Source organism: Streptomyces sp. NPDC111507 (assembly GCF_055638955.1).
Map to the genome: position 1 here is coordinate 1 of NZ_JBVKBU010000001.1, position 25,524 is coordinate 25,524.

Consider the following 25,524-nt stretch of genomic DNA (forward strand, 5'->3'; position numbering starts at 1 on the left):
CGGAACCAGGGAGAGGAATAATCCCCCCGGTTCACAGCGTCCTCGCTGTGCGCCTACCAGGCAGTGCCCGGCAGGACTTTTTCAAAGGAACCTCGTCCCAGCCGATCGGCCGGAGACGGGGTATCAACATATCTGGCGTTGATTTTTGGCACGCTGTTGAGTTCTCAAGGAACGGACGCTTCCTTTGTACTCACCCTCTCGGGCTTTCCTCCGGGCGCTTCCCTTCGGTCTTGCTGTCTTGCTTTGTTCTTGCGTTTCCGACTCTATCAGACCGTTTCCCGATCCGATTTCCTCGGTGCTTTCCAGGTTTCCGCTTTCGCGTTTCCCTTTCCGGCGACTCCGACTCTATCAGATCCTTTCGGGCCTGATTCCCTGTCGGAGAGGGATTCTGTCTCCCGGCTTTGAATGCTTTCGCTTCGCGGCCTTTCGACATTCACTACGCTAGCCGATTCCCTCGGCAACTCATAATCGAGTTCCGCGGGCCGGAATTCAGGCATGCAGGCACGCCGAATTCTCCCCCGCTGAGGGGAAGTTGTAGGTAGTGGGTTGGCCACTTCCGGCTGCTGGCTGAACGCCGTACCCGGGTCAAGCGGCTCGGGCTACATTACGGACCCCCCAGGGGCGAGTCAAGTTGAGCGACGGCGTGGCGTATGGGCCCGATAAGGACTCACGGTGGGGTCGTTGGCAGCCCAGAAGCGCCAGGGGTGGACGCCCCCGTCGCCGGCCACTCCGGTACGCGGACCGTTGCGTACCTGGTCGGAGTGGACGGGGGTGCCCGCCAGGAGGGTCAGTGGAGAGCCCTCGGGGCCGCAGGCGTCGGCGCCGTCGAGGGCCCTGTCCACGCCGAGGGCCGTGGCCAGCCGCGCGGGCCCTTTGGCCAGTTCCTTGTCATTTCGGGCCGAGAGTCGACGTTTGCGAGCGAGTTCGGCGCCCTCGATGATCTCCCCGGCACGGAGGAGGACCCCGCTCGGGTTGCCCTCGGGACCACACACCAGGTTCATGCAGAACCACATGCCGTAGGTGAAGTAGACGTATACATGCCCCGGCGGACCGAACATCACGTCATTGCGGGCCGTGCGGCCGCGATAGGCGTGGGAGCCGGGGTCGTTCGGGCCGTCGTACGCCTCCACCTCCGTGAGACGGAGCTCGATCGGACCGTCCGGTGTCGTGCGCACGAGGATGCGCCCCAGCAGGTCGGGGGCGACCTCCAGCACGGGGCGGTCGAAGAAGTCCCGGGTGATGGGCGTACGGTCAGGGGCCGCGATCATGGCCTACGAGCGTAGTCCAGTGGCCCGGACGGATGCGGCCGGGTGCGGAACTGTGCCGTACGGGTCCGCACGAGTGCGTGTCCGTGCGGACCCGCGCGTGTCTACGGGTGGTCAGGGAGCGTCCTCCTTGTAAGGGTGAGGGCGCGGAACCGGCCACGGTCGGATCGCGTTTGTAGGGATCAAGGATCCAGACGGATGTACGACGGAGCACAGGCCTTGCCTGGGGAGGAAGAAACATGGGGTTCAAGCGGCTGCTTGCGAGCCTGGGAGCCGGTGGGGCTTCGGTCGAGACGGTGCTGACCGAGGTCAACGTCGTTCCGGGTGGTGTCGTGCAGGGTGAGGTGCGGATCCAGGGCGGGTCCGTGAACCAGGCCATCGAGGGGCTGTCGGTCGGGCTCCAGGCCAAGGTCGAGGTCGAGGGACACGACGACCAGGAGTACAAGCAGGACATCAAGTTCACGAAGCTGCGGCTCGGTGGGGCCTTCGAGCTGCAGGCCGGTGCCGTGCACGCCGTTCCCTTCGGGCTCGAGATCCCGTGGGAGACGCCGATCACCACGATCGACGGGCAGGCGCTGCGGGGCATGCACATCGGTGTGACCACCGAGCTGGAGATCGCGCGTGCCGTGGACTCCGGTGACCTGGACCCGATCAACGTGCACCCGCTGCCGGCGCAGCAGGCGATCCTGAACGCCTTCATCCAGCTGGGCTTCCGCTTCAAGAACGCGGACATGGAGCGCGGTCACATCCGGGGCACCCGGCAGAAGCTGCCGTTCTACCAGGAGATCGAGTTCTTCCCGCCGTCGCAGTACCGCGGGCTGAACCAGGTCGAGCTGAGCTTCGTCGCGGACGACCACGAGATGGACGTCATCCTGGAGATGGACAAGAAGCCGGGCCTCTTCACCGAGGGCAGCGACTCGTACCGCTCCTTCCGGGTGGGGCTGCACGACTACCAGGGCACGGACTGGGCCGCGTACCTGAACCAGTGGCTGTCCGAGGTCGGCAGCAAGCGCAGCTGGTTCTAGGCTCGGGTCGAGAGATTCCACCGTTCAGGAGGTTCTGACGTGACCGAGCTCAAGAGGCCGCCGCTTCCCCATGACTTCCATCCGCCCGTTCCGGCCTTCACGGTCACCAGTGAGGACGTCGAGCCGGGCGGGGTACTGAAGGACGCTCAGGTCTACGCGGCCGGGAACACCTCGCCGCAGCTGAGCTGGGACGGCTTCCCGCCGGAGACGAAGAGCTTCGCCGTGACCTGCTTCGATCCGGACGCCCCGACGGGGAGCGGGTTCTGGCACTGGGTGGTGTTCGACATTCCCGCTTCGGTGACGGAACTGCCGACGGGTGCGGGCAGCGGCAAGTTCGAGGGACTGCCGGAGGGTGCCGTTCAGGTGCGCAACGACTACGGGTCCAAGGACTTCGGTGGCGCCGCGCCGCCGGCCGGCGATCCCGCGCACCGGTATGTGTTCACGGTGTACGCCGTGGATCAGGAGAAGCTCGGTCCCGACGCGGAGGTGTCGCCGGCCGTCGTGGGATTCAATCTGCGGTTCCATACGCTGGCGCGCGCCCAGCTGATGGGAGAGTACGCGTCGCCCGCGTAAAGCGGTGAAGACTCACGTTCACTGAACGTTTGCCCGCCTCTGGTCTTGGAAGTGATCAGGGGCGGGCATTTTTATTGCGTTGTCCATCTCGGCGTGCCCGGCCAGAGTTGATCCAAGCCCGCCAGGGGGTGGGCCGGTGCGCACGGGAGGTGGGCTGGATGCGGGACACGCTGGTTCTGAACGCGAGCTTTGAGCCGCTGTCGACGGTGACGTTGAACCGAGCCGTCGTTCTGGTGCTGCAGGACAAGGCTGTCGTCGAGCAGGCCCACCCCGAACTCCGTATGCGCGGTGCCGCGCTGGACATACCCGTGCCGCGAGTCATAAGGCTGTGCAGGTATGTAAGGGTGCCTTTCCGAAGACAAGCGCCGTGGTCGAGGCGCGGTGTGCTGGTACGCGACCGGCACAGGTGCGCGTACTGCGGAAGGCGGGCGACGACGGTCGACCACGTGGTGCCGCGCGCGCAGGGCGGTCGGGACTCCTGGCTGAACACGGTCGCGTCCTGCGCGGAGGACAACCACCGCAAGGCGGACCGGACTCCGGAGCAGGCGGGTATGCCGCTGCTGCGGCAGCCGTTCGAGCCGACGCCCGCGGACGCGATGCTGCTGGCGCTGGGCCGTGACGACCTCGACGCCCTCCCGGAATGGCTGGCCCAACCCGCTGCCTAGGACCGGCAGTTCCTACGACGATGGGGCCCACCTCCTGCCTTTCGGCGGAGGTGGGCCCCATCGTCGTAGGGACCAGGGCGTCAGTCGGTGACGGATGGCTTCTCGCGCCGCTCGGTGCCCGCGTTGCCCGAACCGCCGCCCATGGGACCGAAGTTGCCCATGGCGCCGCTCAGGCCCTTGAGGGCGTCGCCGATCTCGCTGGGCACGATCCAGAGCTTGTTGGCGTCGCCCTCGGCGATCTTGGGGAGCATCTGGAGGTACTGGTAGGCGAGGAGCTTCTGGTCGGCGTCGCCGGCGTGGATGGACTCGAAGACCGTACGGATGGCCTGGGCCTCGCCCTCGGCGCGCAGGGCGGCGGCCTTGGCCTCACCTTCGGCGCGCAGGATCGCGGACTGCTTCTCACCTTCGGCGGTGAGGATCTGCGACTGGCGGATGCCTTCGGCGGTGAGGATCGCGGCGCGCTTGTCACGGTCGGCGCGCATCTGCTTCTCCATCGAGTCCTGGATGGAGGTGGGCGGTTCGATCGCCTTGAGCTCGACGCGGTTGACGCGGATGCCCCACTTGCCGGTGGCCTCGTCGAGGACGCCGCGCAGGGCCGCGTTGATCTCCTCGCGGGAGGTGAGGGTCCGCTCCAGGTCCATGCCACCGATGATGTTGCGCAGCGTGGTGACGGTGAGCTGCTCGATCGCCTGGATGTAGCTGGCGACTTCGTAGGTGGCGGCGCGTGCGTCGGTGACCTGGTAGTAGATGACCGTGTCGATGTTGACCACCAGGTTGTCCTGGGTGATCACCGGCTGCGGCGGGAACGGCACGACCTGTTCACGCAGGTCGATGCGGTTGCGGATCGAGTCGATGAACGGGACCACGATGTTCAGGCCCGCGTTCAGGGTCCGTGTGTAGCGGCCGAAGCGCTCCACGATGGCCGCGCTGGCCTGTGGGATGACCTGGATGGTCTTGATCAGGGCGATGAATACCAACACCACCAGAATGATCAGGACGATGATGATTGGTGCCATCGATGCTCCCCGTACCCTTCTCCGCCTCGGTATGTCCGAAAGATCTTATGGTTGTTGAAGATCTTGCTCGACGAGTCTGACAGACCGTCGTCTGCCACGTGGGGCGTTCGGTTCACTTGCGTCGCACGAGGTCACATCACAATCGCCGTGGCTCCTTCGATGTCCACGACGTCCACCTCCTGGCCCACTTCGTAGGCCTGTCCGGCGTCGAGAGCGCGCGCCGACCAGATCTCTCCGCCGAGTTTGATCCGGCCGTCGCCCGAACCGTCCACCCGTTCCAGGACGATGGCCTGTTTCCCCTTCAACGCCTCGATGCCGGTGGCGAGTTGGGGCCGCTGGGCGCGGTGCCGGGCCGCGACGGGTCGCACGACGGCGATGAGGGCGAACGAGACGACGGCGAAGACGAGTACCTGAAAGACGACATCGCCGCCGAGGCCCGCTGTCGCCGCCGCCGCTGCGGCGCCGAGGGCGAGCATGCCGAACTCCGGCATCGCGGTCACCACGAGCGGGATGCCCAGCGCGGCCGCGCCGACGAGCCACCACACCCATGCGTTGATGTCGTTCACATGGTCATGGTAGGTCCGCGGGCCGGGCGCGGACAGGGCGCAGATCGGTGGAGAAGGGGCTCGTACCGGGTGTTCAGGCCAGCGGAAGGCCCTGCGCGGTCCAGCGGTCACCGACCTGCTCGACGACGAGCGGGAGTCCGAAGCAGAGGGAGAGGTTGCGCGAGGTGAGTTCGAGTTCGAGCGGGCCCGCGGCGAGCACCTTGCCCTGACGGATCATCAGGACGTGGGTGAAGCCGGGAGCGATCTCCTCGACGTGGTGCGTGACCATGATCATGGAGGGGGCGATCGGGTCGCGGGCGAGGCGGCCGAGGCGACGGACGAGGTCCTCGCGCCCGCCGAGGTCGAGGCCCGCGGCGGGCTCGTCGAGCAGCAGCAGCTCGGGGTCGGTCATCAGGGCGCGGGCGATCAGGGTGCGCTTGCGCTCGCCCTCGGAGAGGGTGCCGAACCGGCGGTCCAGGTAGTCGCTCATGCCGAGGCGGTCGAGGAAGGCGCGGGCGCGCTGCTCGTCGATGTCCTCGTAGTCCTCGTGCCAGCCCGCGGTCATGCCGTACGCGGCCGTCAGCACGGTCTGCAGGACGGTCTGGCGCTTGGGGAGCTTCTCGGCCATGGCGATACCGGCCACGCCGATGCGCGGGCGCAGCTCGAAGACGTCGACCTTGCCGAGGGTTTCGCCGAGGATGGTGGCGGTGCCCTGGCTGGGGAAGAGATAGCTGGAGGCGAGATTCAGGAGGGTCGTCTTTCCGGCGCCGTTCGGGCCGAGGATGACCCAGCGCTCCCCCTCCTTGACCGACCAGGAGACCTGGTCCACCAGAGCCCGGCCCTCTCGGACCACGGACACGTCCTCCAGCTCCAGTACATCGCTCATGAGCGCGTTGTCTCCCATTGCAGTCTCGGCCGTCGCTTACGTCTGTGGACGCAGCCCCCAGGGAAAACCTACGCCACCGGTCGGTCGCTCCCATCCATCGGTCGGTCCTTAGGGTGGAGGCATGCTCTCGGAACCACGCTCAGGACGCTTGGCCGCATGGGGAAATGCCCTTTTGGCCGGACTTGTTTCGCCGGATGACGCGGTGCTCGCCATCGTCGGTGAGGACGCGGTGCACCGGGTCGAGGGGCTGCCGGGTGAGTCCGGGCCCGTTGGGCTCACGCTCGCCCTCGGCCGGCTTCGTGCGCTCGGGGTGAAAGGACTGCGGGTCGCGCTGCCCGCGCCGGGGCATCCGCTCGGGCTGAGCGGGCCGCCGGACTTCAATGCGCGCGCCCTCGACGCGGAGGAGGCGGTGGTCTGCCACGGGGCGGCGCTCGGGCTCGTTCCCGAGGTGTACGAGGCCGGGCCCGAGGGTGATGTCCATGTCGAGGTGGTGTGGCACTGCCTCGCCGTGCGGGAGGCACCGCCGGCGGATGTGCCCTCGCTCGGTGAGGCCGAGCGGGAGCTCGCGGAGGCGCTGCGTGAGGCGACGGAGGTGTTGTCGCGCCTCGACGTGGCGGGGTCGGGGCCGGTCGCCGAGGCGGCGGTCGACGCGTACCGGGCGCGGGCCGAGCGGGGGCGGGAGGTGTTGGCGCCGGGGTATCCGCCGCGTGCCGTGCGGGTGCTGGAGCTGGCCCAGCGGGTGGGGTTGCTGATCTCCGTCGCCTACGAGAACGGGCATGGCGGGGCGGTGAGCGCGTCGGAGATCTCGGCGCGGGCGTTGGCGTTGCGGCCGGTTGAGCGGACGGCTCGGCGGGCGCAGGTGGCTGCGTACAACGCGTTCGTGGAGGAGCGGGAGCGGGGGGGTCGCTGAGGTCTGTTCGCGCCCCCGCCGCCCCTACCCGTCCCATCCCGTCCCTGGGGGCTCCGCCCCCAGACCCCCGTGCGCTTGTTGGCTGCGGGTGGGTGGGGCTTGGCGCGCAGTTCCCCGCGCCCCTTCCCCCCGACGGCCCCCGAAGGGGCACGGCAGTCGGCCTCCCAGGGGAGCCTGGGAGGCCGGTGGGGGTGGTGGGGGCTTGGGTCTCAGTGGTTGAGGCCCAGGTTGCCGAAGGCCGGGTTCAGGACGCCGATGACGTTCACGCTGTTGCCGACCGCGTTCACGGGGATGTGGATCGGGGCCTGGATGACGTTGCCCGAGACGACGCCCGGGGAGCCCGCGGCGTTGCCGCCCGCCCACGAGCCGTCCGTCGCGGACGCCATACCGGCACCGGCGGCGACCAGCCCGCCGGCCACCATCGCGACAGCCGTGGCCTTCTTCAGGTTCTTCACTTCTGAGCCCTCCCTAGCGATCACCGCGGCAGTCGCCGCGGCACGCACTGGAGAACGGCCGAGATCCCCGGAGGATGCGCCATCCGGGTGACATACACACGACGGTATGAATCTCAGCCCGGAACGGAACCCTCCGAGTTGCCGTCGCCGCGCGGGCGATCAGCCCGCGGCCCCATGGCGTACGGCCCAGAGCGCGGCCTGTGTGCGGTCGGCGAGGTCGAGCTTCATCAGGATGTTCGAGACATGCGTCTTGACGGTCTTCTCGGAGAGGACGAGCGCGCGTGCGATTTCCCGGTTGGAGCGGCCGTCCGCGATCAGGCCGAGCACTTCGCGCTCCCGTTCGGTGAGCGAGCCGCCTCTCCCCTGGCCCGAGTTGGCCTCCTCCTGGGACAGCAGGACACCCGCCACCTCGGGCTGGAGCAGGATGTGTCCTGCGTGCACGGAACGGATGGCTCCGGCGAGGGCGTCGGGGTCCACGTCCTTGTAGACGTAGCCGGCGGCGCCCGCGCGCAGGGCCGGGACGACCGTGCGCTGTTCGGTGAAGCTGGTGACGATCAGCACGCGCGCGGGGTTGGCGAGTTCACGGAGCTTGCGCAGCGCGTCGATGCCGTCCATGCCCGGCATCTTGACGTCCATGAGGACGACGTCGGGCTTCAGCTCCTCGGCGCGGGCGACCCCTTCGGCGCCGTCGGACGCCTCGCCCACGACCTCGATGTCGTCCTGTACTTCGAGAAAGGTGCGCAGGCCCCGGCGGACCACTTGGTGGTCGTCGACGAGCAGCACCTTGATTGCGTCAGCCACCAGGGACCTCCATCTCGATCGTGGTGCCCTTTCCGGGCGCCGATTCCACGCTGAGAGTGCCGCCGACCCCGCTCGACCGGTCGCGCATGGAGACCAGGCCCAGGTGGCGTCCCGCGGCGCGGATCGCCGTGGGCTCGAAGCCGCTGCCGTCGTCACTGACGCGCAGGACGGTGCCGGTGCCGCGCTTCTCCAGGGTGACATCGACGCGGCCGGCTCCAGAATGCCGCAGCGCGTTGTGCAGGGCCTCCTGGGCGACGCGCAGCACGGCCTCCTCCTGGGCGGCGGGCAGCGCCCGCACGCCGTGGCCGGCGAAGGTCACGCGCGCGGAGTGGGCGCGGTCGAGGACTTGTATCTGAGTGCGCAGGGTGGCGACCAGGCCGTCCTCGTCGAGGGCGGCGGGGCGCAGTTCGATGACGGCGGCGCGCAGCTCTTCGGTCGCCTCCGCGGCGAGCACGGCCACCTGGTGCAGTTCGCCCTTGGCGCGTGCGGGGTCGCGGTCCACGAGGGCGGCGGCGGCCTGGGCGGTCAGGCGCAGGGAGAAGAGTTTCTGGCTGACGGCGTCGTGGAGCTCGTGGGCGAGCCGGGAGCGCTCCTCGGCGATGGTGAGTTCGCGGCTGCGCTCGTAGAGGCGGGCGTTGGTCAGGGCGATCGCCGCGTGCTGGGCGAGGATCGTGAGGAGTTCCTGGTCGTCCTCGGTGAAGCCGCAGCCGCCGTCCGGTGCGGAGCAGTCCTGCTGGTTCTCCTTCGTCCTGTTCTTGTTCGCCAGGAACAGGGCGCCGATGACCTCGTCGCCGTCGCGGATCGGCAGGCCCAGGAAGTCGGACATGTCGGGGTGGGCGGCGGGCCAGCCCTCGAAGCGGGAGTCCTTGCGGACGTCGGCGAGACGCTCGGGGCGGGCCTCGTGCAGCATCGCGGCGAGGATGCCGTGCTGGCGCGGAAGCGGGCCGATGGCCTTCCACTGGGCGTCGCTGACCCCGTCGACCACGAACTGGGCGAAACCTCCGTGGTCGTCGGGCACACCGAGCGCCGCGTACTGCGCGTCGAGCAGCTCGCGGGCCGAGGCGACGATCGTCTTGAGGACGTCGCGCACCTCGAGGTGCCTGCTCATGGCCAGCAGCGCGGAGCTCACCGCGTACAGACCGGACCGGGGGCCTTGGCTCATGTCCCCAACGTACCGGCGGGGTGTGACAGTGCGTATCCGACCTGTGGTGGCGGCTGTCTAGGCCGGTGGGCCTAGGGCGAAGGGCCCCAGGTCATTGGGGCCCGCGCACGAGGCGGCGAGGGCGGCCCGGTTCCTACGTTGAAGGCACCCGCCCGGAGCGGCGGTGCTGGGACGAGGGGACGGACGTCATGCCGGTAGCGATCATCACGGGTGCTTCGAAGGGGCTGGGCCGGGCGCTGGCCGCGGCCTTGGCGGAGCGCGGCTGGGATCTGGTGCTCGACGCCAGGACCGCGGGAGTGCTGAAGGAGACGGCTCGGGCGCTGTCCGCGTACGGGACCCGGGTGGAGGCGCTGCCCGGGGATGTGGGGGACGCCGGGCACCGCGCCGGGCTGGTGGCGGCGGCCCGCGGGCTCGGCGGCGTGGACCTGCTGGTGAACAACGCGAGCGCGCTGGGCGCCGAGCCGCTGGTGCGTCTGGAGGACCTGACCCTGGACGGGCTGCGCCACGCCTTGGAGGTCAACGTGGTCGCGGCGCTGGGCCTGGTCCAGGAGGCGCTGCCGCTCCTGCGGGCCGCACCGGCCGGCGCGGTCGTCGCCGTCAGCTCGGACGCGGCCGCGGAGGCGTACGAGACGTGGGGTGGGTACGGCGCGTCCAAGGCCGCCCTGGACCATCTGGCGGCCGTGCTCGGCGTGGAGGAGCCCGGGCTGCGGGTGTGGGCCGTGGACCCGGGGGACATGGGCACGGACCTGTACGCGGCGGCCGTGCCGGACGACGACGATGCGCGGCCGACGCCGGACAGCGTGGTTCCGGCCTTTCTGCGGCTGCTGGACGAACGCCCTGCCAGTGGCCGCTACGGCGCTCCGGCGCTGCTGGAGGTGCGATGACGACGACCGTGCGGGTTCCGGAGGAGCGGTCGGCGCGGGTGCCGGCCGAGCAGCGCGGGCCCGGGCGGGACCGGGACTCCGTGCGGCTGCTCGTGTCGTGCGGTACGGAGGTGTCGCATCACGCGTTCGTGGAGCTGCCGCGGCTGCTGCGGGCGGGGGATCTGCTGATCGTCAACACCTCCGCCACGTTGGCGGCCGCCGTGGACGGGCGGATCGGGCACGCGCGCGTGGTGGTGCATTTCTCCACGCGGGGCGATGACGGACGGTGGGCCGTCGAGTTGCGGGATCCCGACGGAAGGGGCACCACACGTGCGCGCGCGGGCGGACCCGCGGGTACGAAGGTGCGACTTGCCGGGGACGTACGCCTCGTACTGGAGGAGCCGCTGACGCCGTACGGCTCGCGGTTGTGGTGGGGGCGGGTGTCGGATCCGGACGTGCTCGGGCTGCTGCGGCGCCACGGGCGCCCCATTCGCTACTCCTATACACAGAGGGACCAGCCGCTGTCCGTCTACCAGACGGTGTTCGCGCTGCCGTCGGCCGACGGCGGCAGTGCGGAGATGCCGAGCGCGGCGCGGCCGTTCACCGCGCGCCTGGTGGCGGAGCTGGTGAGCCGGGGCGTGCAGTTCGCGCCGATCACGCTGCACACCGGTGTCGCGTCGGCGGAGGCCCATGAGCCGCCGTATCCGGAGCGGTACGAGGTGCCGGAGGCGTCGGCCCGGCTGATCAACGCCGCGAGAGCGGGGCAGGGGCGGATCCTCGCGGTCGGTACGACGGCCGTACGCGCCGTGGAGTCGGCCGTCGACGCCGGCGGGGTGGTCCGGGCCCGGAAGGGCTGGACGGACCTCGTGGTGACCCCGGAGCGGGGTGTGCGGGTGGTGGACGGGCTGCTGACCGGGCTGCACGAGCCTCAGGCCTCGCATCTGCTGATGCTGGAGGCGATCGCGGGACGGGCGGCGATCGAGCGCAGCTACGGCGAGGCGTTGAACGGGCTCTACCTGTGGCACGAGTTCGGGGACGTGCACCTCATCCTCCCGGAGGGAGGCCCTCACACTGAGCGTTGCTCCAGCAACCGCCCGTGAGAATTCCAGAGGGCCGATGTGAGCCCGCACATAGGGCGCACATCACGTACGAAGGTGCATAGGAGATAAAGGCGGGCATAGTGAGCGGGGCAGACGTGACAGTCTGCCCCGATTTGCCCCTACTGGGCCTACTACCTTCCGTCGTACGTCACACCTTTGCCACGGTATTTTGCGGCCGCTAAGAATGGCACTCGTCGCTCAGCACCGAGGGTTTCACCCCCCGGCGCCAGATCCGGAAACACTCTGTCCCCCACCGGACCGGGAGCGACCTCCGCGCTATTCGAAGAGGTCCATCAGCCATGACCAAGAACACCCGCACTCCTGGCCATAGTCCGAAGCTGACGAAGCTCCACAAGCTCTCGGTCGCCGGTGTCGCCACCCTCGGTGCCGCGACCCTCGCGTTCTCGCTGGCGCCGAACCACACGCAGGCCACCACGAGCGACGCCGCCATCTCCGCGGCCCCGGTCGTCTTCAGCCAGCAGCCGATCAAGAACGTCCAGGCCCGCATCACCGACCAGCAGGCCGGTGCGAGCCTGAAGACCCAGGCCATCGAGGCGAAGAAGAAGGCGGCCGACGTCGCCAAGAAGGCCGCCGACACGGCCGCCGCCGAGAAGGCCGCCGAGAACGTGCGCAAGGTGCAGGCCGCGAGCCGCTCCGTGCAGCGCCCCGCGATCGAGACGGTCGCCATGAAGACGGTCGCCATGAAGACGGTCGCCACGAACACGTACGCCACGAAGACGTACGCCAACAACCTCGACGGCTGGATCCGTCAGTCGCTCGACATCATGAAGAGCAGGGGCATCCCGGGTTCGTACAACGGGCTGCACCGCAACATCATGCGCGAGTCCTCGGGCAACCCGATGGCCATCAACGGCTGGGACATCAACGCCATCAACGGCATCCCGTCGAAGGGCCTGCTGCAGGTCATCCCGCCGACGTTCAAGGCGTACCACGTGCCCGGCACCTCGTGGAACATCTACGACCCGGTCGCCAACATCACCGCCGCCGCCAACTACGCGGCCGACAAGTACGGCTCGATGGACAACGTCAACAGCGCGTACTGAGGCCTGCGCGGACCTCTGACGCGTACGCCGAAGGGCGGCACCCCGGTGTTGGGGTGCCGCCCTTCGGCATGCGTGCGCGCGGGACTACTTGCGCATGACCTCGGGCTCGTGGCGGCGCAGGAAGCGGGCCACGAAGAAGCCGCAGACGGCGGCCAGGACGAGCAGCGCGACGATGTCCATGCCGTAGGCGGACGCCGTGTGGTTCCACAGCGGGTCCGTGCTGGACGGGTCGTCCGTGTTCGGACTGATGTTGTTGAAGTCCAGCGTGGCGCCGGCGGCGGCGACCGCCCAGCGCGAGGGCATCAGGTACGAGAACTCGTTGACGCCGATCTTGCCGTTCAGGATGAACAGGCAGCCGGTGAACACGACCTGGATGATCGCGAACATGACCAGCAGCGGCATGGTCTTCTCGGCCGTCTTCACCAGCGAGGAGATGACCAGGCCGAACATCATCGAGGCGAAGCCCAGCGCCATGATCGGGATGGAGAGTTCCAGTAGCACCGAATGGCCGAAGACCACGCCCTCGGTGGGCTTGGTGCGGCTGGTGAAACCGATCGCGCCGACCATGGCGCCCTGCAGCACCGTGACCACGCCGAGCACGACCACCTTGGACATCAGGTACGCCGAGCGGGACAGGCCGGTGGCGCGCTCCCGCTCGTAGATCACCCGTTCCTTGATCAGCTCACGGACGGAGTTCGCCGCGCCCGCGAAACAGGCGCCGACCGCGAGGATCAGCAGCACCGTGGTGGCCGTGCCGTTCGGCACGTGCACGCCCGTCTTCGGGTTCACCTGCGGGTTCACCAGCAGGGTCTTGTTCGGGTCGATGAGCAGGCTCACCGCGCCGAGCACGGCCGGCAGGATCACCGTCAGCGCCAGGAAGCCCTTGTCGGACACGATCACCGACACATAGCGCCGTACCAGCGTGCTGAGCTGGGAGAACCAGCCCTGCGGCTTCGGCGGCTTCATCGCCTGCGGCGGCGTCACATTGGCCGACTGCGGAGCGACGGCGTCGATGTCCGCGGCATACATCTGGTAGTGCTGCGAGCCCTTCCAGCGGCCCGCCCAGTCGTAGTCGCGGTAGTTCTCGAAGGCGGAGAAGACGTCGGCCCAGGTCTCGTACCCGAAGAAGTTGAGGGCCTCCTCCGGCGGACCGAAGTACGCGACCGAACCGCCCGGCGCCATCACCAGCAGCTTGTCGCAGATCGCCAGCTCGGCCACGGAGTGCGTGACGACGAGGACCGTACGGCCGTCGTCGGCGAGGCCGCGCAGCAGCTGCATGACATCGCGGTCCATGCCCGGGTCGAGACCGGAGGTCGGCTCGTCCAGGAAGATCAGTGACGGCTTGGTCAGCAGCTCCAGGGCCACCGAGACGCGCTTGCGCTGGCCGCCGGAGAGGGAGGTGACCTTCTTCTCCTTGTGGATGTCCAGCTTCAGCTCGCGCAGCACCTCGTCTATACGGGCCTCACGCTCGGCCGCCGTGGTGTCGGCGGGGAAGCGCAGCTTGGCCGCGTACTTGAGGGCCTTCTTGACGGTGAGTTCCTTGTGCAGGATGTCGTCCTGCGGGACCAGACCGATGCGCTGGCGCAGCTCGGCGAACTGCTTGTACAGGTTCCGGTTGTCGTAGAGGACGTCACCCTGGTTGGCGGGGCGGTAGCCCGTGAGCGCCTTCAGGAGCGTCGACTTGCCGGAGCCCGAGGGGCCGATGACCGCGATGAGCGACTTCTCGGGGACGCCGAAGGAGACGTCCTTGAGGATCTGCTTGCCGCCGTCGACCGTCACCGTCAGATGGCGGGCCGAGAAGGAGACCTCACCGGTGTCGACGAACTCCTCGAGCCGGTCGCCGACCAGGCGGAACGTCGAGTGGCCGACGCCGACGATGTCGTTCGGGCCGAGCAGCGCCGAGCCGCCCTTGGCGATCGGCTGACCGTTGACGTAGGTGCCGTTGTGCGAGCCGAGGTCACGGATCTCGAAGCGACCGCCGGGCGTCGCGTGGAACTCGGCGTGGTGGCGCGAGACCTGGAGGTCGGAGACGACCAGCTCGTTCTCCAGCGCACGGCCGATGCGCATCACCCGCCCGAGGTCGAGCTGGTGGAAGGTGGTCGGGCTGCGGTCGCCGTAGACCGGCGGCGCCCCCGCGCCACCACCGGGTCCCTGCTGCTGCGGCACGTGCGCCGCGGGCTGCTGCGGCTGCTGGTGACTCTTCTCCGGCGTCTGCTGCGGCGGTGCCTGCTGCGCCCAGCCGGGGCTCGCGCCCTGCGCGGCGTAGGGCTGCTGCTGAGGCTGCGCGACGGCGGCCGCGGCGCCGGAGAGGTTCAGACGCGGGCCGTCGGTCGCATTGCCGAGGTGCACGGCCGAACCGGGGCCGATCTCCATCCGATGGATCCGCTGCCCCTGCACAAAGGTGCCGTTGGTGCTGCCGTGGTCCTCGATGACCCAACTCCGGCCGTCCCAGCTCATCGTGGCGTGACGCCAGGAGACCCTGGCGTCGTCGAGCACGACGTCCCCCTGCGGATCACGTCCGAGGGTGTATGGCCTGGACGCATCGAGCGTCCAGGTCCGTCCATTCAATTCCAGTACGAGTTCCGGCACTCCATGCCCCACTGAGTTGTCCCCCGAAGTTCCCCCATCACAGGGAGTCTAGGGATGTCGAACATCGGGGGGAACTATTTCAGGAGCAGCCCCCTGACCGAAAGTCGGGCCATGTGAAGAGCGCGTACGGGCGGGTTGCCCGTTTCCGTTGACGGGGTTGAAACCGGCCCGGAGAGTGGTAATCCGACGCGAGGGGGACATCCGCGGTGATGACACCGCGGCGCGGATCGGGGGGTCTGACGATGAGCATCGACACCGCGAGGCACGGCAGGCGACTGCCGTGGGGGGATGTGCTGTTGTCCGCGATCGCCTCGGTGAGCTGGGCGTTGATCGCGATGGCGGGCACGGCCGCGCTCGGTCTGCATCTGGTCGGCGCGGACGCGGCGGGCTCGCTCGGGCCGATGACCGCGGCGGTGGTGGCTCTTGGGGCCAATGGTGCGGTCAAACCGTCCGGCGATGTCTCGGCCTTCGGTCTGAAGGGAGCGGAGGCACACACGGCCATACAGATCACGCCACTGGGTGTGGGGCTCGTGGGCGCGCTCCTGCTCTCCTTCTTCTTCCTACGCTCCCTGCGCGGGGCGGGAGTTGTGATCGCGTCGTCCGAACTCCTCGCGCGCGCCGGCGCGGTGGTCGTGCTGTTCGTGGCGACGCTGAGCGGGCTCGCCTGGGCCGGGCACGACATCATCACGATCGACGGAAGCAAGCTGGGCCTCGACCGGGTGACGGGCGGCGGCGGCCTCGGGAACATCACCGACAAGCTCCCCGGCGGCCTCGGGGACCTCGGCGGGCTGCTGCCCGGCAAGATCGGCGACCTGGTGCAGGCGCAGGCGGCCGTGGGCTTCACCGTCGACATGGTGCCCACGCTGCTCGGCGGCGCGGCCTGGGCGGCCGGAATCCTGGTGATCGCGCTGCTCGCCTCCCGGCGCACCCCGCTGCCGCGCGGCTGGGAGGGCGTGCACCGGATGGTGCGCCCGGCCGCGTCCGCGCTGGTCACGGTGTTCCTGGTGGCGGTCCTCGCGGGCCTCGCGGCGGCGGCGTACGCGGCGATCGACGATCCCCATCCCAAGCTGATCGCGGGCGCCGCGCTGCTGGGCGCGCCCAACGGGGTGTGGCTGGGCATCCCGATCGGCCTCTTCGTGCCCTGGGACGGCAAGGCCACCGGCGAACTCGCCAAGCTGCTCCCCCACCCGCTGGACCAGTTGCTGAGCGTCGACTCCGATCAGCCCGTGACCCTGGGCCGGCTCGCCGAACTCGACGGACGGGTGTGGCTGTTGGGGGTCGCGACCGCGGTGATGATGCTGTTCGCGGGCGTCCTCGCCGCCTCGCGTACGCCTTTTGTACGGGGGCGGGGTGCGGCTTCGGTGGGAACACCGGCTGCTCCCGTTGTACGAGGACGGGGTGCCCTCGGTTTCGCCGGGCGCTGCGCTCTTCGGCTCGGCATCGTGACGGCGCTGGCGCTGCCGCTGCTGGCGTGGCTGACGGACGTGTCCGTGGACGCCTCGCTGTCGGTGTTCGGCATCGACGCGTTCGGTGCCGGAATCCGGTTGCACGGGCATCTGGGCATGGCGCTGCTGCTCGGCGCCGTCTGGGGTGCGGGCGCGGGGGCGGCGGGGGCGCTGCTGGCGTACGCGAGCGGGGCCGCGGGACGGCGGGCGGCGCCACTGGCACTGGGTGACGCTGGTCCCCCGGTGGCCGCGCCCGCCCCTGACCTCCCCCGGGGGCCCGGACCGTACGCCCCGGGCGCGCCGTACCGGCCGGCGAACCCCGACACCAATCCCTATCTGCGGCTGCCCGACGAGCTACGGGAACCCGCCGACGGCCGGCCGTCCGAGCGGCCGTCCGAACGGCCGCGCTCGCCTGACGACGTGTACGGCGTGCCAACGGTCGTCCGGCCGATGGCGCCGCCACCTGGGCCGCAGAAGCGGCGGCCACGGGGGCGCAACGTGCCGCCTCCGCCACAGCCGCCGCCCGGCCAGGGACCTTCCGAGCCGCCGGGGCCGGGGCGGCGGAACTGATCGTCGTTGCCGGGCAACGAGCTCGACACCGCTCCGACACCCAGTGTTCCCCGTCCGCTGGACGGACCTCAGGGGCGCAGGGCACTGGGTGCCGGATACGGTGGAGTCACCATGAGCGCTTCGCAGACCCCCGAGGTCCCCACTCTCCTCGTCAAGATCTTCGGCAAGGACCGGCCCGGTATCACGGCCGGACTCTTCGACACCCTCGCCGCCTTCTCCGTCGAGGTGGTCGACATCGAGCAGGTCGTCACCCGCGGCCGGATCGTGCTCTGCGCGCTCGTGACCGAGCCGTCGGCCGGCCTGGAGGGCGATCTGCGGGCCACCGTCCACAGCTGGGCGGAGTCGATGAAGATGCAGGCGGAGATCATCTCCGGCCTCGGCGACAACCGGCCACGTGGCCTCGGGCGGTCCCTCGTCACCGTGCTCGGGCATCCGCTCACGGCGGAGTCGACGGCCGCGATCGCCGCCCGGATCACCAAGACCGGCGGCAACATCGACCGTATCTTCCGGCTCGCCAAGTACCCGGTGACGGCGGTCGAGTTCGCCGTGTCCGGTACGGGGACCGAGGCGCTGCGCACCGCGCTGGTGACCGAGGCCGCGGCGCTCGGAGTGGACATCGCGGTGGTGGCGGCGGGGCTGCACCGCAGGGCGCAGCGCCTGGTCGTCATGGATGTGGACTCGACGCTCATCCAGGACGAGGTGATCGAGCTCTTCGCGGCGCACGCCGGGTGCGAGGAGCAGGTCGCCGAGGTGACGGCGGCCGCGATGCGCGGGGAGCTGGACTTCGAGCAGTCGCTGCACGCGCGCGTGGCGCTGCTCAAGGGGCTGGACGCCTCGGTGGTGACCAAGGTGCGCGAGGAGGTGCGGCTGACACCGGGCGCGCGCACGCTGATCCGTACGCTGAAGCGGCTCGGTTTCCAAGTCGGTGTCGTCTCGGGCGGATTCACGCAGGTCACGGACGATCTGAAGGAGCGGCTCGGGCTGGACTTCGCGCAGGCCAACACCCTGGAGATCGTCGACGGGAAGCTGACGGGCAGGGTCACCGGGGAGATCGTGGACCGCGCGGGCAAGGCACGGCTGCTGCGCCGGTTCGCCGCCGAGGCGGGGGTGCCGCTCGCCCAGACCGTGGCGATCGGCGACGGGGCCAATGACCTCGACATGCTCAACGCGGCCGGTCTCGGCGTCGCCTTCAACGCCAAGCCCGTCGTCCGGCAGGCCGCGCACACCGCGGTGAACTTCCCCTTCCTGGACACCGTGCTCTATCTGCTGGGTGTCACCCGCGAAGAGGTCGAGGCGGCGGACATGCACCTCGGCGACCACTAGGGCCTGTCCGGCGGATCAAGTCGCAGGAAACGGGCGGCGCCTCATCGACGCTGGTGAGCGGGGCTTGGTGCGTCCAGCTGCAAGGCGGAGGAGGGCGACGACGCGGAGCGTCGGCAACCGACGACAACGCCGCAGATGGGCGTGCCAAGCCCCGCGTCTGCGGCATGATCCGCCGGACAGGCCCTAGGCCCGGACATACGTCGACGGGGGCCCGGCACCGTACTGGTGCCGGGCCCCCGTCCCTGTCGGGTGGGTTATTCGGTCGGCGCCCAGTAGTCGGTCAGCGTGCACACTCCGGGCTCCAGGGATTTCCAGGAGCCCTCGACGGAGAGCACGGCGAAGGCGCCCGTGTGGAAGCCGTGGGCGGCCATCCGGGCGCGAGTGTCGCCCTCGGCCTGTCCGGCCAGCACCTCGGTGAGGCCCTGGATGCCGGGGTTGTGGCCGATCAGGACCACGTTGTGCGCGTCGTCCGGGGTCTCGTTGAGTACGGCGATCAGCTCACCGGGCGAGGCCTCGTAGAGCCGCTCCTCATAGACGGTTTTCGGCCGGTGCGGCAGCTCGTGGACGGCGAGCTTCCAGGTCTCCCGGGTGCGGGTCGCCGTGGAGCAGAGGGCCATATCGAAAGGGATCCCGGTGTCGGCCAGCTTGCGTCCGGCGACGGCGGCGTCCTGACGGCCCCGGTCAGCGAGCGGCCGCTCGTGGTCGGACACCTGCGGCCAGTCGGCTTTCGCATGCCGGAAGAGGACAATCCTGCGGGGTTCTGCGACGCTCATGGGTCCCAGCTTCGCATGAAACACGCCATGCGGCGCTGAGAGTTGACCTGCTCTCCCGAGCGTGCTCAGGGGGTCTGGTGCAGCACCGTCTGCTGGACGCGTTCGAAGAGGTGGGTGATCGCGGGGTCACCGCCCGCGGCGTGCGCGTCCGCCGGGTTCAGGATCAGCAGGAGCAGGGCCACGAAGGCGAGGGCGGGCAGGGCGAGGGCCCACCAGGGCAGCCGGATGTCCACGCCGCCCGGGGTCGCCGGGTGGGGCCGGGTGTGCGTACGGGCCGACATGCCGCCTCCGTGGGGCCTCGAGTGCTCCGTGGTCCGCGTCCTCGCGGCCACAACTCGAAGTTACGGATTCCTGGGCCGTCAACCCATCCGGTGATCCACCCACTTGACCCTGACACTCACCCCCTAGGGGACAGGGGGGCTAGCCCCACCATCGGTGTCCCCCCGGTGGCGGGCGGTGGTGGTCAGGGTGAGGCGATCGACGCGATGACGGCGATGATCACGGTGATGGCCAGCATCGCGCCTAGCACGAGCAGCAGCTTCTTCTGGCCGTTCTGGGGGTTCGGGTCGAGCGCCATACGCCCAGTCTCGCACCCTTCGTCCGCACCTTCGCCGTCGGGGTCTCAGAGGACTGCGCCGCGCGCGGCCTCGTCCTCCACCGTACGGTCGCGCCCCGCCAGGACGCCCACCGCGATCTGCGGGATCATCAGAGCGGCCATGAGCGCGATCGGCAGCCCCCAGCCGCCGCTGTGCTGGTAGAGCACGCCCACGAGGAGCGGCCCCGGGATCGAGATCAGATACCCGGTGCTCTGCGCGAACGCCGACAGCTGGGCGACGCCCGCGCCGGTCCTGGCCCGCATGCCGACCATGGTGAGGGCCAGCGGGAAGGCACAGTTGGAGACGCCGAGCAGGAGCGCCCAGGCCCAGGCTCCGCCCGCCGGGGCGAGGTAGAGGCCCGCGTATCCCGCGAGGCCGCAGACACCGAGCGCGACCACGATCGGCCCCTGGTGGGTCATGCGGGTGGCGAGGCGCGGGATGACGAAGGCCAGGGGCACGCCCATGACCATCGTGACGGCGAGGAGCAGGCCCGCGGTGCCCGCGGAGACGCCCGCGTCGCGGAAGATCTGCGCCATCCAGCCCATCGTGATGTACGCGGCGGTGGCCTGGAGCCCGAAGAAGACGGCCAGCGCCCAGGCGGTCCGGCTGCGGGTGATGCGCAGTCCGCCGGTTTCCCGCGGGGCGGGGTGTGCCGCCCGTGTCCGCTCACCGTCGCGGGAATCGGCGCCCCGGACGCGTACCAGCGCGATCCACGGCAGTACGGCGGTCGCCGCCAAACCCGCCCACACCGCGAGGCCCGACTGCCAGCCGCCGCCCAGGGCGTCGGTCACGGGTACGGTCACGGCCGCCGCGGCCGAGGTGCCCAGGGCGAGCGCCATCGAGTAGAGGCCGGTCATGGAGCCGACCCGGTCCGGGAACCAGCGTTTGACGATCACCGGCATCAGGACGTTGCTGACGGCGATGCCCATCAGCGCGAGGGCACTGGCGGCCAGGAAGCCGGCCGCGCTGCCGGTGTAGGGCCGGATCGCGAGTCCGGCCGTGATGGCGACCATTCCGGCGCAGACGACCGCGCCGGGTCCGAAGCGGCGGGCGAGGCGCGGCGCCATGACGCCGAAGACGGCGAAGCAGAGCGGGGGGACGGAGGTGAGCAGTCCGGCGACGCTGCCGCTCATGCCGAGTCCGTCGCGCACGTCTTCCAGGAGTGCGCCGAAGCTGGTGATGGCGGGGCGCAGGTTGAGGGCCGTGAGGACGATGCCGACCGTCACGAGCCGCGTCGCCCACGCGCGCGTGGGGTGCGATCGGGGTTCCGCGCTCTCGGCGGAACTGCGTATGGGGGTGGACGTCGTCGTCCGGGTCTCCTCGGTCACCATGACACCCATCATAGAATCATGGGATGATTGGCTGTCCAATCCCCTTGCGTTAATCTCCGGATTCTCCGGCCCCGCGCGAACGATCACACCGGGCCCGTACGAAGGACCGTCATGCCGCTGAGCCACCCCCGCCGTTCGGCGCTGTCCGAGCAGGTCATCGCCGAGCTGCGGAACCAGATCACTTCGGGGGAATGGCCGGTCGGCTCCCGCATCCCCACCGAGCCGGAGCTCGTCGACCAGCTGGGCGTCGCCCGCAACACCGTCCGTGAGGCCGTCCGCGCGCTGGCCCACAACGGTCTGCTCGACATCCGCCAGGGCTCGGGCACCTATGTCGTGGCGACCAGCGAGCTCGCGGGCGTGATGCACCGGCGCTTCGCCGACGCCGATCCGCGGCACATCGCCGAGCTGCGCGCCACGCTGGAGTCGAGCGCGGCGAAGCTGGCCGCCGAGCGGCGCACCGAGCGTGATCTGAAGCAGCTGGACGCGCTGCTCGTACGGCGGGAGGAGGCCTGGGAGTCGGGTGACGCGGAGGCCTTCGTGGCCGCCGACGCGACCTTCCACCTGGCCGTGGTGGCCGCGTCCCACAACGACGTCATGACGGCGATGTACGCCGACCTGGGCGAGGTGCTGCGCGACTGGCTGCGCGAGGACGTCGGCGGGAAGCTGACGCCCGAGACGTACATGGACCACGCGCGACTCGTCGACGCGATCCGGGCGGGGGACGCGGAGGTGGCGGGCACGGAGGCCGGGGGCTATCCGTTCCAGTGCCGTCCGGGGCGGCTCAGGCCCCTGGCCTCCGACAGCTGACGAACACGGTCACCTCTGGTGACTGACCCACGCCGACCGGACCTCCTCCCAGCAGCGGCCGGCCAGCCGGACCGTCATCGCGGGGCCCGCGTCGACCGGGTCGGTGTCGGTGTCGATGTCCCACCAGCGGTCGCACTCGATGTGCAGGGCGACCCGGTCGGTCTCCGGGTAGGGGTTGTGGCAGTACGCGGTCACGTGCGAGCCCTGGACCGTGGTGCGGCACTCAGCGCCGAAAGGCTGGGGGACGGGGAGTTTGCCGTGCACTACGCGCGTGTGGGGCACGGCGTCGTACGGCAGAACCATCATGAAGGCGACAGCGGCGAACACCGGGGCAAAACGGCGGGACAGGCGCACAACGGGGACCTCCTCGGCCGTACGGCTGCGGGGCGGTGCGTAGTCCCAGCGTGCGTGGTGCGAGGCCCGGGACGCCCGGCCGACTAGGCCGAACGGGCGACGCCCCGCTCCCCGCACTGCGGGAAACGGGGCGTCGGCCACATGGGGGAAATCAGGCCCCGATGGCGTGCAGTCCGCCGTCCACGTGGATGATCTCGCCGGTGGTCTTCGGGAACCAGTCGCTCAGCAGCGCGACGATGCCCTTGCCGGCCGGCTCGGGGTCCTTGAGGTCCCACTCCAGGGGAGAGCGGTTGTCCCACACGGAGGCCAGCTCGCCGAAGCCCGGGATGGACTTGGCGGCCATCGAACCGAGCGGGCCCGCGGAGATGAGGTTGCAGCGGATGTTCTGCTTGCCCAGGTCGCGGGCGAGGTAGCGGCTGGTGGCCTCCAGGGCGGCCTTGGCCGGGCCCATCCAGTCGTACTGCGGCCAGGCGAAGGACGCGTCGAAGGTGAGGCCGACGACCGAACCGCCGTTCTGCATCAGCGGCAGACAGGCCATGGTCAGCGACTTCAGGGAGAATGCCGAGACGTGCATGGCGGTGGCGACGGACTCGAACGGCGTGTTGAGGAAGTTGCCTCCCAGCGCGTCCTGCGGCGCGAAGCCGATGGAGTGCACGACGCCGTCGAGGCCGCCCAGCTCCTCACCGACGACGTCCGCGAGACGCGCCAGGTGCTCGTCGTTGGTCACGTCGAGCTCGATGACCTTGGTGGGCTTGGGGAGCTTCTTGGCGATGCGCTCGGTCAGCGTGGGCCGCGGGAACGCGGTCAGGATGATCTCCGCGCCCTGCTCCTGGGCCTGCTTGGCGGCGTGGAAGGCGATGGAGGACTCCATCAGCACACCGGAGATCAGGACGCGCTTGCCCTCGAGGATTCCGCTCATGGTGATCAGTGACCCATTCCCAGTCCGCCGTCAACCGGAATGACGGCTCCAGTGATGTACGAGGCGTCGTCCGAGGCGAGGAACCGCACCGTCGCGGCGATCTCCTCGGGCCGCGCGTACCGGCCGAGCGGCACCTGGGCGACGATGCCCGCACGCTGCTCGTCGGTGAGCACCTTGGTCATGTCGGTGTCGACGAAACCGGGCGCGACGACGTTGAAGGTGATGTTGCGCGAGCCGAGTTCACGGGCGAGTGAACGCGCGAAGCCGACCAGGGCGGCCTTGGAGGCGGCGTAGTTCGACTGCCCCGCGGAGCCGAGCAGCCCCACGACCGACGAAACGAGGACGACCCGCCCCTTCTTGGCACGGAGCATCCCGCGGTTGGCACGCTTGACGACCCGGAAGGCGCCGGTGAGGTTGGTGTCGAGGACGGAGGTGAAGTCCTCCTCGGACATCCGCATCAGAAGCTGGTCCTTGGTGACGCCCGCGTTGGCGACCAGGATCTCGACGGGGCCGTGCTCGGCCTCGATCTCCTTGTAGGCCTGCTCCACCTGCTCGGTGTCGGTGATGTCGCACCTGACGGCGAGGCAGCCCAATGCGGTGAGGGCGGCCGGCGGCTCACCCGAGCGGTATGTGATCGCGACCTTGTCGCCGGCATCGGCGAAAGCGCGGGCGATGGCGAGGCCGATGCCCCGGTTGCCTCCGGTGACGAGAACCGAGCGGCTCAACGGATCACCCTTTCGATAGCTGTCTGAAACCCCTGCAAGACAGGCGCCTTCCTTGGAAACCTATCGGTCCCCCCCGCCTCCCGGAGAATCGGGCACCGACAGTGGCGCGGGGGACTCACTGTCGGATTCCTACAGAAAGCCTCGATACGCGGAGGGAAAGATGTGGCCCGCGGACCCGCCCGCGCGACATGATCGGACCCGACAGGCCACGACAGCAGGGAGACCTCCGTGCCTCATTCCATCGACGAAGCCTTCACGGCACTGCCGCTGCGGGCCCTGGCCGACGCCGCGCTCGCGCGGGCGCGGGCGCTGGGGGCCGAGCACGCGGACTTCCGGTTCGAGCGGGTGCGCAGCGCGGCCTGGCGGCTGCGGGACGCCAAGCCCGCCGGATCGTCGGACACCACGGACCTGGGGTACGCGGTGCGGGTGGTGCACGGCGGGACCTGGGGGTTCGCGTCGGGTGTGGATCTGACGATGGACGCGGCCGCGAAGGTCGCGTCGCAGGCCGTGGCGATGGCGAAGCTCTCGGCCCAGGTGATCAGGGCGGCGGGTTCCGACGAGCGAGTGGAGCTGGCCGACGAGCCGGTGCACGCCGAGAAGACGTGGATCTCGTCGTACGACATCGACCCCTTCTCCGTACCGGACGAGGAGAAGGCCGGACTGCTCGCGGACTGGAGCGCGCGGCTGCTCGCGGCCGACGGCGTCAACCACGTCGACGCCTCGTTGCTGACCGTCCACGAGAACAAGTTCTACGCCGACACCGCCGGGACCGTGACCACCCAGCAGCGCGTGCGGCTGCACCCGCAGCTCACCGCGGTCGCCGTCGACGAGTCCAGCGGTGAGTTCGACTCCATGCGCACCATCGCGCCGCCGGTCGGACGCGGCTGGGAGTACCTGACGGGCACCGGCTGGGACTGGGAGTCCGAACTCGCGCGGATCCCGGAGCTGCTCGCCGAGAAGATGCGGGCGCCGAGCGTCGAGGCAGGGCTGTACGACCTCGTCGTCGACCCCTCCAACCTGTGGCTGACGATCCACGAGTCCATCGGCCACGCCACCGAGCTGGACCGCGCGCTGGGCTACGAGGCGGCGTACGCCGGCACCTCCTTCGCCACCTTCGACCAGCTCGGCAAGCTGAGGTACGGCTCCGAGCGGATGAACGTCACCGGTGACCGCACCGCCGAGCACGGCCTCGCGACCATCGGGTACGACGACGAGGGCGTGGAGGGGCAGTCCTGGGACCTCGTGAAGGACGGCACGCTCGTCGGCTACCAGCTCGACCGTCGGATCGCGAAGCTGACCGGCTTCGACCGGTCCAACGGGTGCGCCTACGCCGACTCCCCCGGGCACGTGCCCGTACAGCGCATGGCCAACGTCTCGCTCCAGCCGGACCCCGCGGGGCTCTCGACCGAGGACCTGATCGGGGGCGTGGACCGCGGCATCTACGTCGTCGGTGACCGGTCCTGGTCCATCGACATGCAGAGGTACAACTTCCAGTTCACCGGTCAGCGGTTCTTCAAGATCGAGAACGGTCGGATCACCGGGCAGCTGCGGGATGTCGCCTACCAGGCCACGACGACCGACTTCTGGGGTTCGATGGCCGCGGTGGGTGGCCCGGGGACCTACGTCCTGGGTGGTGCCTTCAACTGCGGCAAGGCTCAGCCGGGTCAGGTCGCGGCGGTCTCGCACGGCTGCCCCTCGGCTCTCTTCCGGGGGGTCAATATCCTCAACACCACTCAGGAGGCCGGTCGATGAGCGTTCAGCA

General features: G+C 69.8%; 26 protein-coding genes. 11 read left to right on the forward strand and 15 right to left on the reverse strand.

The window, feature by feature from the left end; genetic code table 11:
• Nucleotides 1-626: 626 nt before the first annotated feature.
• The gene (locus ACZ7M2_RS00005; RefSeq protein ID WP_471593493.1) at nt 627-1,268 is read right to left on the reverse strand and encodes a DNA-3-methyladenine glycosylase; all 642 of its coding nucleotides are present in this window, start codon (nt 1,266-1,268) and stop codon (nt 627-629) included.
• 236 nt (nt 1,269-1,504) lie between these two features.
• Here ACZ7M2_RS00005 and ACZ7M2_RS00010 point away from each other — a divergent pair, with 236 nt between their 5' ends.
• The 3 genes from ACZ7M2_RS00010 (at nt 1,505) to ACZ7M2_RS00020 (ending at nt 3,528) form a co-directional block, all read left to right on the forward strand.
• Nucleotides 1,505-2,290: a sporulation protein gene (locus tag ACZ7M2_RS00010; protein WP_470054973.1), complete on the forward strand. Its 786-nt coding sequence runs from the start codon at nt 1,505-1,507 to the stop codon at nt 2,288-2,290.
• Nucleotides 2,291-2,329: 39 nt separating this feature from the next.
• Nucleotides 2,330-2,863, forward strand: coding sequence for a YbhB/YbcL family Raf kinase inhibitor-like protein (locus ACZ7M2_RS00015; RefSeq protein ID WP_471593494.1), 534 nt, complete (start codon nt 2,330-2,332; stop codon nt 2,861-2,863).
• A gap of 158 nt (nt 2,864-3,021) precedes the next feature.
• On the forward strand, nt 3,022-3,528 hold the full coding sequence (locus ACZ7M2_RS00020) for an HNH endonuclease (protein WP_190170393.1): 507 nt from the start codon (nt 3,022-3,024) through the stop codon (nt 3,526-3,528).
• 80 nt (nt 3,529-3,608) lie between these two features.
• On the opposite strand, the gene ACZ7M2_RS00025 is transcribed toward ACZ7M2_RS00020, so the two are convergent.
• From ACZ7M2_RS00025 to ACZ7M2_RS00035, 3 genes are all read right to left on the reverse strand, one after another.
• A complete protein-coding gene (locus ACZ7M2_RS00025) occupies nt 3,609-4,544 on the reverse strand; it encodes an SPFH domain-containing protein (protein WP_054230569.1) in 936 nt (311 codons plus the stop codon).
• Nucleotides 4,545-4,675: 131 nt separating this feature from the next.
• The gene (locus tag ACZ7M2_RS00030) at nt 4,676-5,110 is read right to left on the reverse strand and encodes an NfeD family protein (protein WP_471593495.1); all 435 of its coding nucleotides are present in this window, start codon (nt 5,108-5,110) and stop codon (nt 4,676-4,678) included.
• Between the two features lie 73 nt (nt 5,111-5,183).
• A complete protein-coding gene (locus tag ACZ7M2_RS00035) occupies nt 5,184-5,975 on the reverse strand; it encodes an ABC transporter ATP-binding protein (RefSeq protein ID WP_352051741.1) in 792 nt (263 codons plus the stop codon).
• A gap of 121 nt (nt 5,976-6,096) precedes the next feature.
• Between ACZ7M2_RS00035 and ACZ7M2_RS00040 the strand changes: the two genes are divergently transcribed.
• On the forward strand, nt 6,097-6,885 hold the full coding sequence (locus ACZ7M2_RS00040) for a hypothetical protein (RefSeq protein ID WP_471593496.1): 789 nt from the start codon (nt 6,097-6,099) through the stop codon (nt 6,883-6,885).
• A 209-nt stretch (nt 6,886-7,094) separates the two neighbouring features.
• Here the strand turns inward: ACZ7M2_RS00040 and ACZ7M2_RS00045 are convergent, their stop codons facing one another.
• From ACZ7M2_RS00045 to ACZ7M2_RS00055, 3 genes are all read right to left on the reverse strand, one after another.
• Nucleotides 7,095-7,340 carry a chaplin gene (locus tag ACZ7M2_RS00045; RefSeq protein WP_054232214.1) on the reverse strand — a complete coding sequence of 82 codons (246 nt, stop codon included), beginning with the start codon at nt 7,338-7,340 and terminating at the stop codon, nt 7,095-7,097.
• Nucleotides 7,341-7,499: 159 nt separating this feature from the next.
• Nucleotides 7,500-8,141, reverse strand: a complete 642-nt coding sequence (locus tag ACZ7M2_RS00050) for a response regulator (protein WP_054232215.1) — start codon at nt 8,139-8,141, stop codon at nt 7,500-7,502.
• Entirely contained in the window at nt 8,134-9,303 is a 1,170-nt protein-coding gene (locus ACZ7M2_RS00055; RefSeq protein WP_471593497.1) for a GAF domain-containing sensor histidine kinase, read from the reverse strand. Before ACZ7M2_RS00055 ends, ACZ7M2_RS00050 begins: the two co-directional genes overlap by 8 nt.
• A gap of 188 nt (nt 9,304-9,491) precedes the next feature.
• Here ACZ7M2_RS00055 and ACZ7M2_RS00060 point away from each other — a divergent pair, with 188 nt between their 5' ends.
• The 3 genes from ACZ7M2_RS00060 (at nt 9,492) to ACZ7M2_RS00070 (ending at nt 12,330) form a co-directional block, all read left to right on the forward strand.
• Complete coding sequence (locus tag ACZ7M2_RS00060) at nt 9,492-10,187, forward strand: SDR family NAD(P)-dependent oxidoreductase (protein WP_471593498.1); 696 nt, start codon at nt 9,492-9,494, stop codon at nt 10,185-10,187.
• A complete protein-coding gene (locus ACZ7M2_RS00065) occupies nt 10,184-11,266 on the forward strand; it encodes an S-adenosylmethionine:tRNA ribosyltransferase-isomerase (protein WP_471593499.1) in 1,083 nt (360 codons plus the stop codon). Before ACZ7M2_RS00060 ends, ACZ7M2_RS00065 begins: the two co-directional genes overlap by 4 nt.
• 299 nt (nt 11,267-11,565) lie before the next feature.
• The gene (locus tag ACZ7M2_RS00070) at nt 11,566-12,330 is read left to right on the forward strand and encodes a transglycosylase SLT domain-containing protein (RefSeq protein ID WP_471593500.1); all 765 of its coding nucleotides are present in this window, start codon (nt 11,566-11,568) and stop codon (nt 12,328-12,330) included.
• Nucleotides 12,331-12,414: 84 nt separating this feature from the next.
• Here the strand turns inward: ACZ7M2_RS00070 and ACZ7M2_RS00075 are convergent, their stop codons facing one another.
• Nucleotides 12,415-14,919, reverse strand: coding sequence for an ABC transporter ATP-binding protein/permease (locus ACZ7M2_RS00075; RefSeq protein ID WP_471593501.1), 2,505 nt, complete (start codon nt 14,917-14,919; stop codon nt 12,415-12,417).
• A 242-nt stretch (nt 14,920-15,161) separates the two neighbouring features.
• Here ACZ7M2_RS00075 and ACZ7M2_RS00080 point away from each other — a divergent pair, with 242 nt between their 5' ends.
• On the forward strand, nt 15,162-16,934 hold the full coding sequence (locus ACZ7M2_RS00080; RefSeq protein ID WP_471593502.1) for a streptophobe family protein: 1,773 nt from the start codon (nt 15,162-15,164) through the stop codon (nt 16,932-16,934).
• A 111-nt stretch (nt 16,935-17,045) separates the two neighbouring features.
• Nucleotides 17,046-18,257, forward strand: coding sequence for a phosphoserine phosphatase SerB (gene serB, locus ACZ7M2_RS00085; RefSeq protein WP_471593503.1), 1,212 nt, complete (start codon nt 17,046-17,048; stop codon nt 18,255-18,257).
• 254 nt (nt 18,258-18,511) lie between these two features.
• On the opposite strand, the gene ACZ7M2_RS00090 is transcribed toward serB, so the two are convergent.
• The 4 genes from ACZ7M2_RS00090 to ACZ7M2_RS00105 form a co-directional block, all read right to left on the reverse strand.
• Nucleotides 18,512-19,030, reverse strand: a complete 519-nt coding sequence (locus ACZ7M2_RS00090; protein ID WP_067364588.1) for a SixA phosphatase family protein — start codon at nt 19,028-19,030, stop codon at nt 18,512-18,514.
• 65 nt (nt 19,031-19,095) lie between these two features.
• On the reverse strand, nt 19,096-19,311 hold the full coding sequence (locus ACZ7M2_RS00095) for a hypothetical protein (RefSeq protein WP_054232224.1): 216 nt from the start codon (nt 19,309-19,311) through the stop codon (nt 19,096-19,098).
• Nucleotides 19,312-19,493: 182 nt separating this feature from the next.
• Nucleotides 19,494-19,607, reverse strand: coding sequence for an SGM_5486 family transporter-associated protein (locus ACZ7M2_RS00100; protein WP_095855419.1), 114 nt, complete (start codon nt 19,605-19,607; stop codon nt 19,494-19,496).
• A gap of 45 nt (nt 19,608-19,652) precedes the next feature.
• Nucleotides 19,653-20,969, reverse strand: coding sequence for a CynX/NimT family MFS transporter (locus ACZ7M2_RS00105; protein WP_471593504.1), 1,317 nt, complete (start codon nt 20,967-20,969; stop codon nt 19,653-19,655).
• Nucleotides 20,970-21,068: 99 nt separating this feature from the next.
• On the opposite strand from ACZ7M2_RS00105, the gene ACZ7M2_RS00110 reads away from it, so the two are divergent.
• A complete protein-coding gene (locus ACZ7M2_RS00110) occupies nt 21,069-21,764 on the forward strand; it encodes a FadR/GntR family transcriptional regulator (protein WP_471593505.1) in 696 nt (231 codons plus the stop codon).
• 9 nt (nt 21,765-21,773) lie between these two features.
• On the opposite strand, the gene ACZ7M2_RS00115 is transcribed toward ACZ7M2_RS00110, so the two are convergent.
• From ACZ7M2_RS00115 to fabG, 3 genes are all read right to left on the reverse strand, one after another.
• A complete protein-coding gene (locus ACZ7M2_RS00115; protein ID WP_352051748.1) occupies nt 21,774-22,118 on the reverse strand; it encodes a hypothetical protein in 345 nt (114 codons plus the stop codon).
• A 151-nt stretch (nt 22,119-22,269) separates the two neighbouring features.
• Nucleotides 22,270-23,037: an enoyl-ACP reductase FabI gene (gene fabI, locus ACZ7M2_RS00120; protein WP_467581585.1), complete on the reverse strand. Its 768-nt coding sequence runs from the start codon at nt 23,035-23,037 to the stop codon at nt 22,270-22,272.
• Between the two features lie 5 nt (nt 23,038-23,042).
• Complete coding sequence (gene fabG / locus ACZ7M2_RS00125) at nt 23,043-23,762, reverse strand: 3-oxoacyl-[acyl-carrier-protein] reductase (RefSeq protein ID WP_352051730.1); 720 nt, start codon at nt 23,760-23,762, stop codon at nt 23,043-23,045.
• 228 nt (nt 23,763-23,990) lie between these two features.
• Here fabG and ACZ7M2_RS00130 point away from each other — a divergent pair, with 228 nt between their 5' ends.
• Nucleotides 23,991-25,514 carry a TldD/PmbA family protein gene (locus ACZ7M2_RS00130; protein WP_471593506.1) on the forward strand — a complete coding sequence of 508 codons (1,524 nt, stop codon included), beginning with the start codon at nt 23,991-23,993 and terminating at the stop codon, nt 25,512-25,514.
• Nucleotides 25,515-25,524 lie beyond the last annotated feature (10 nt).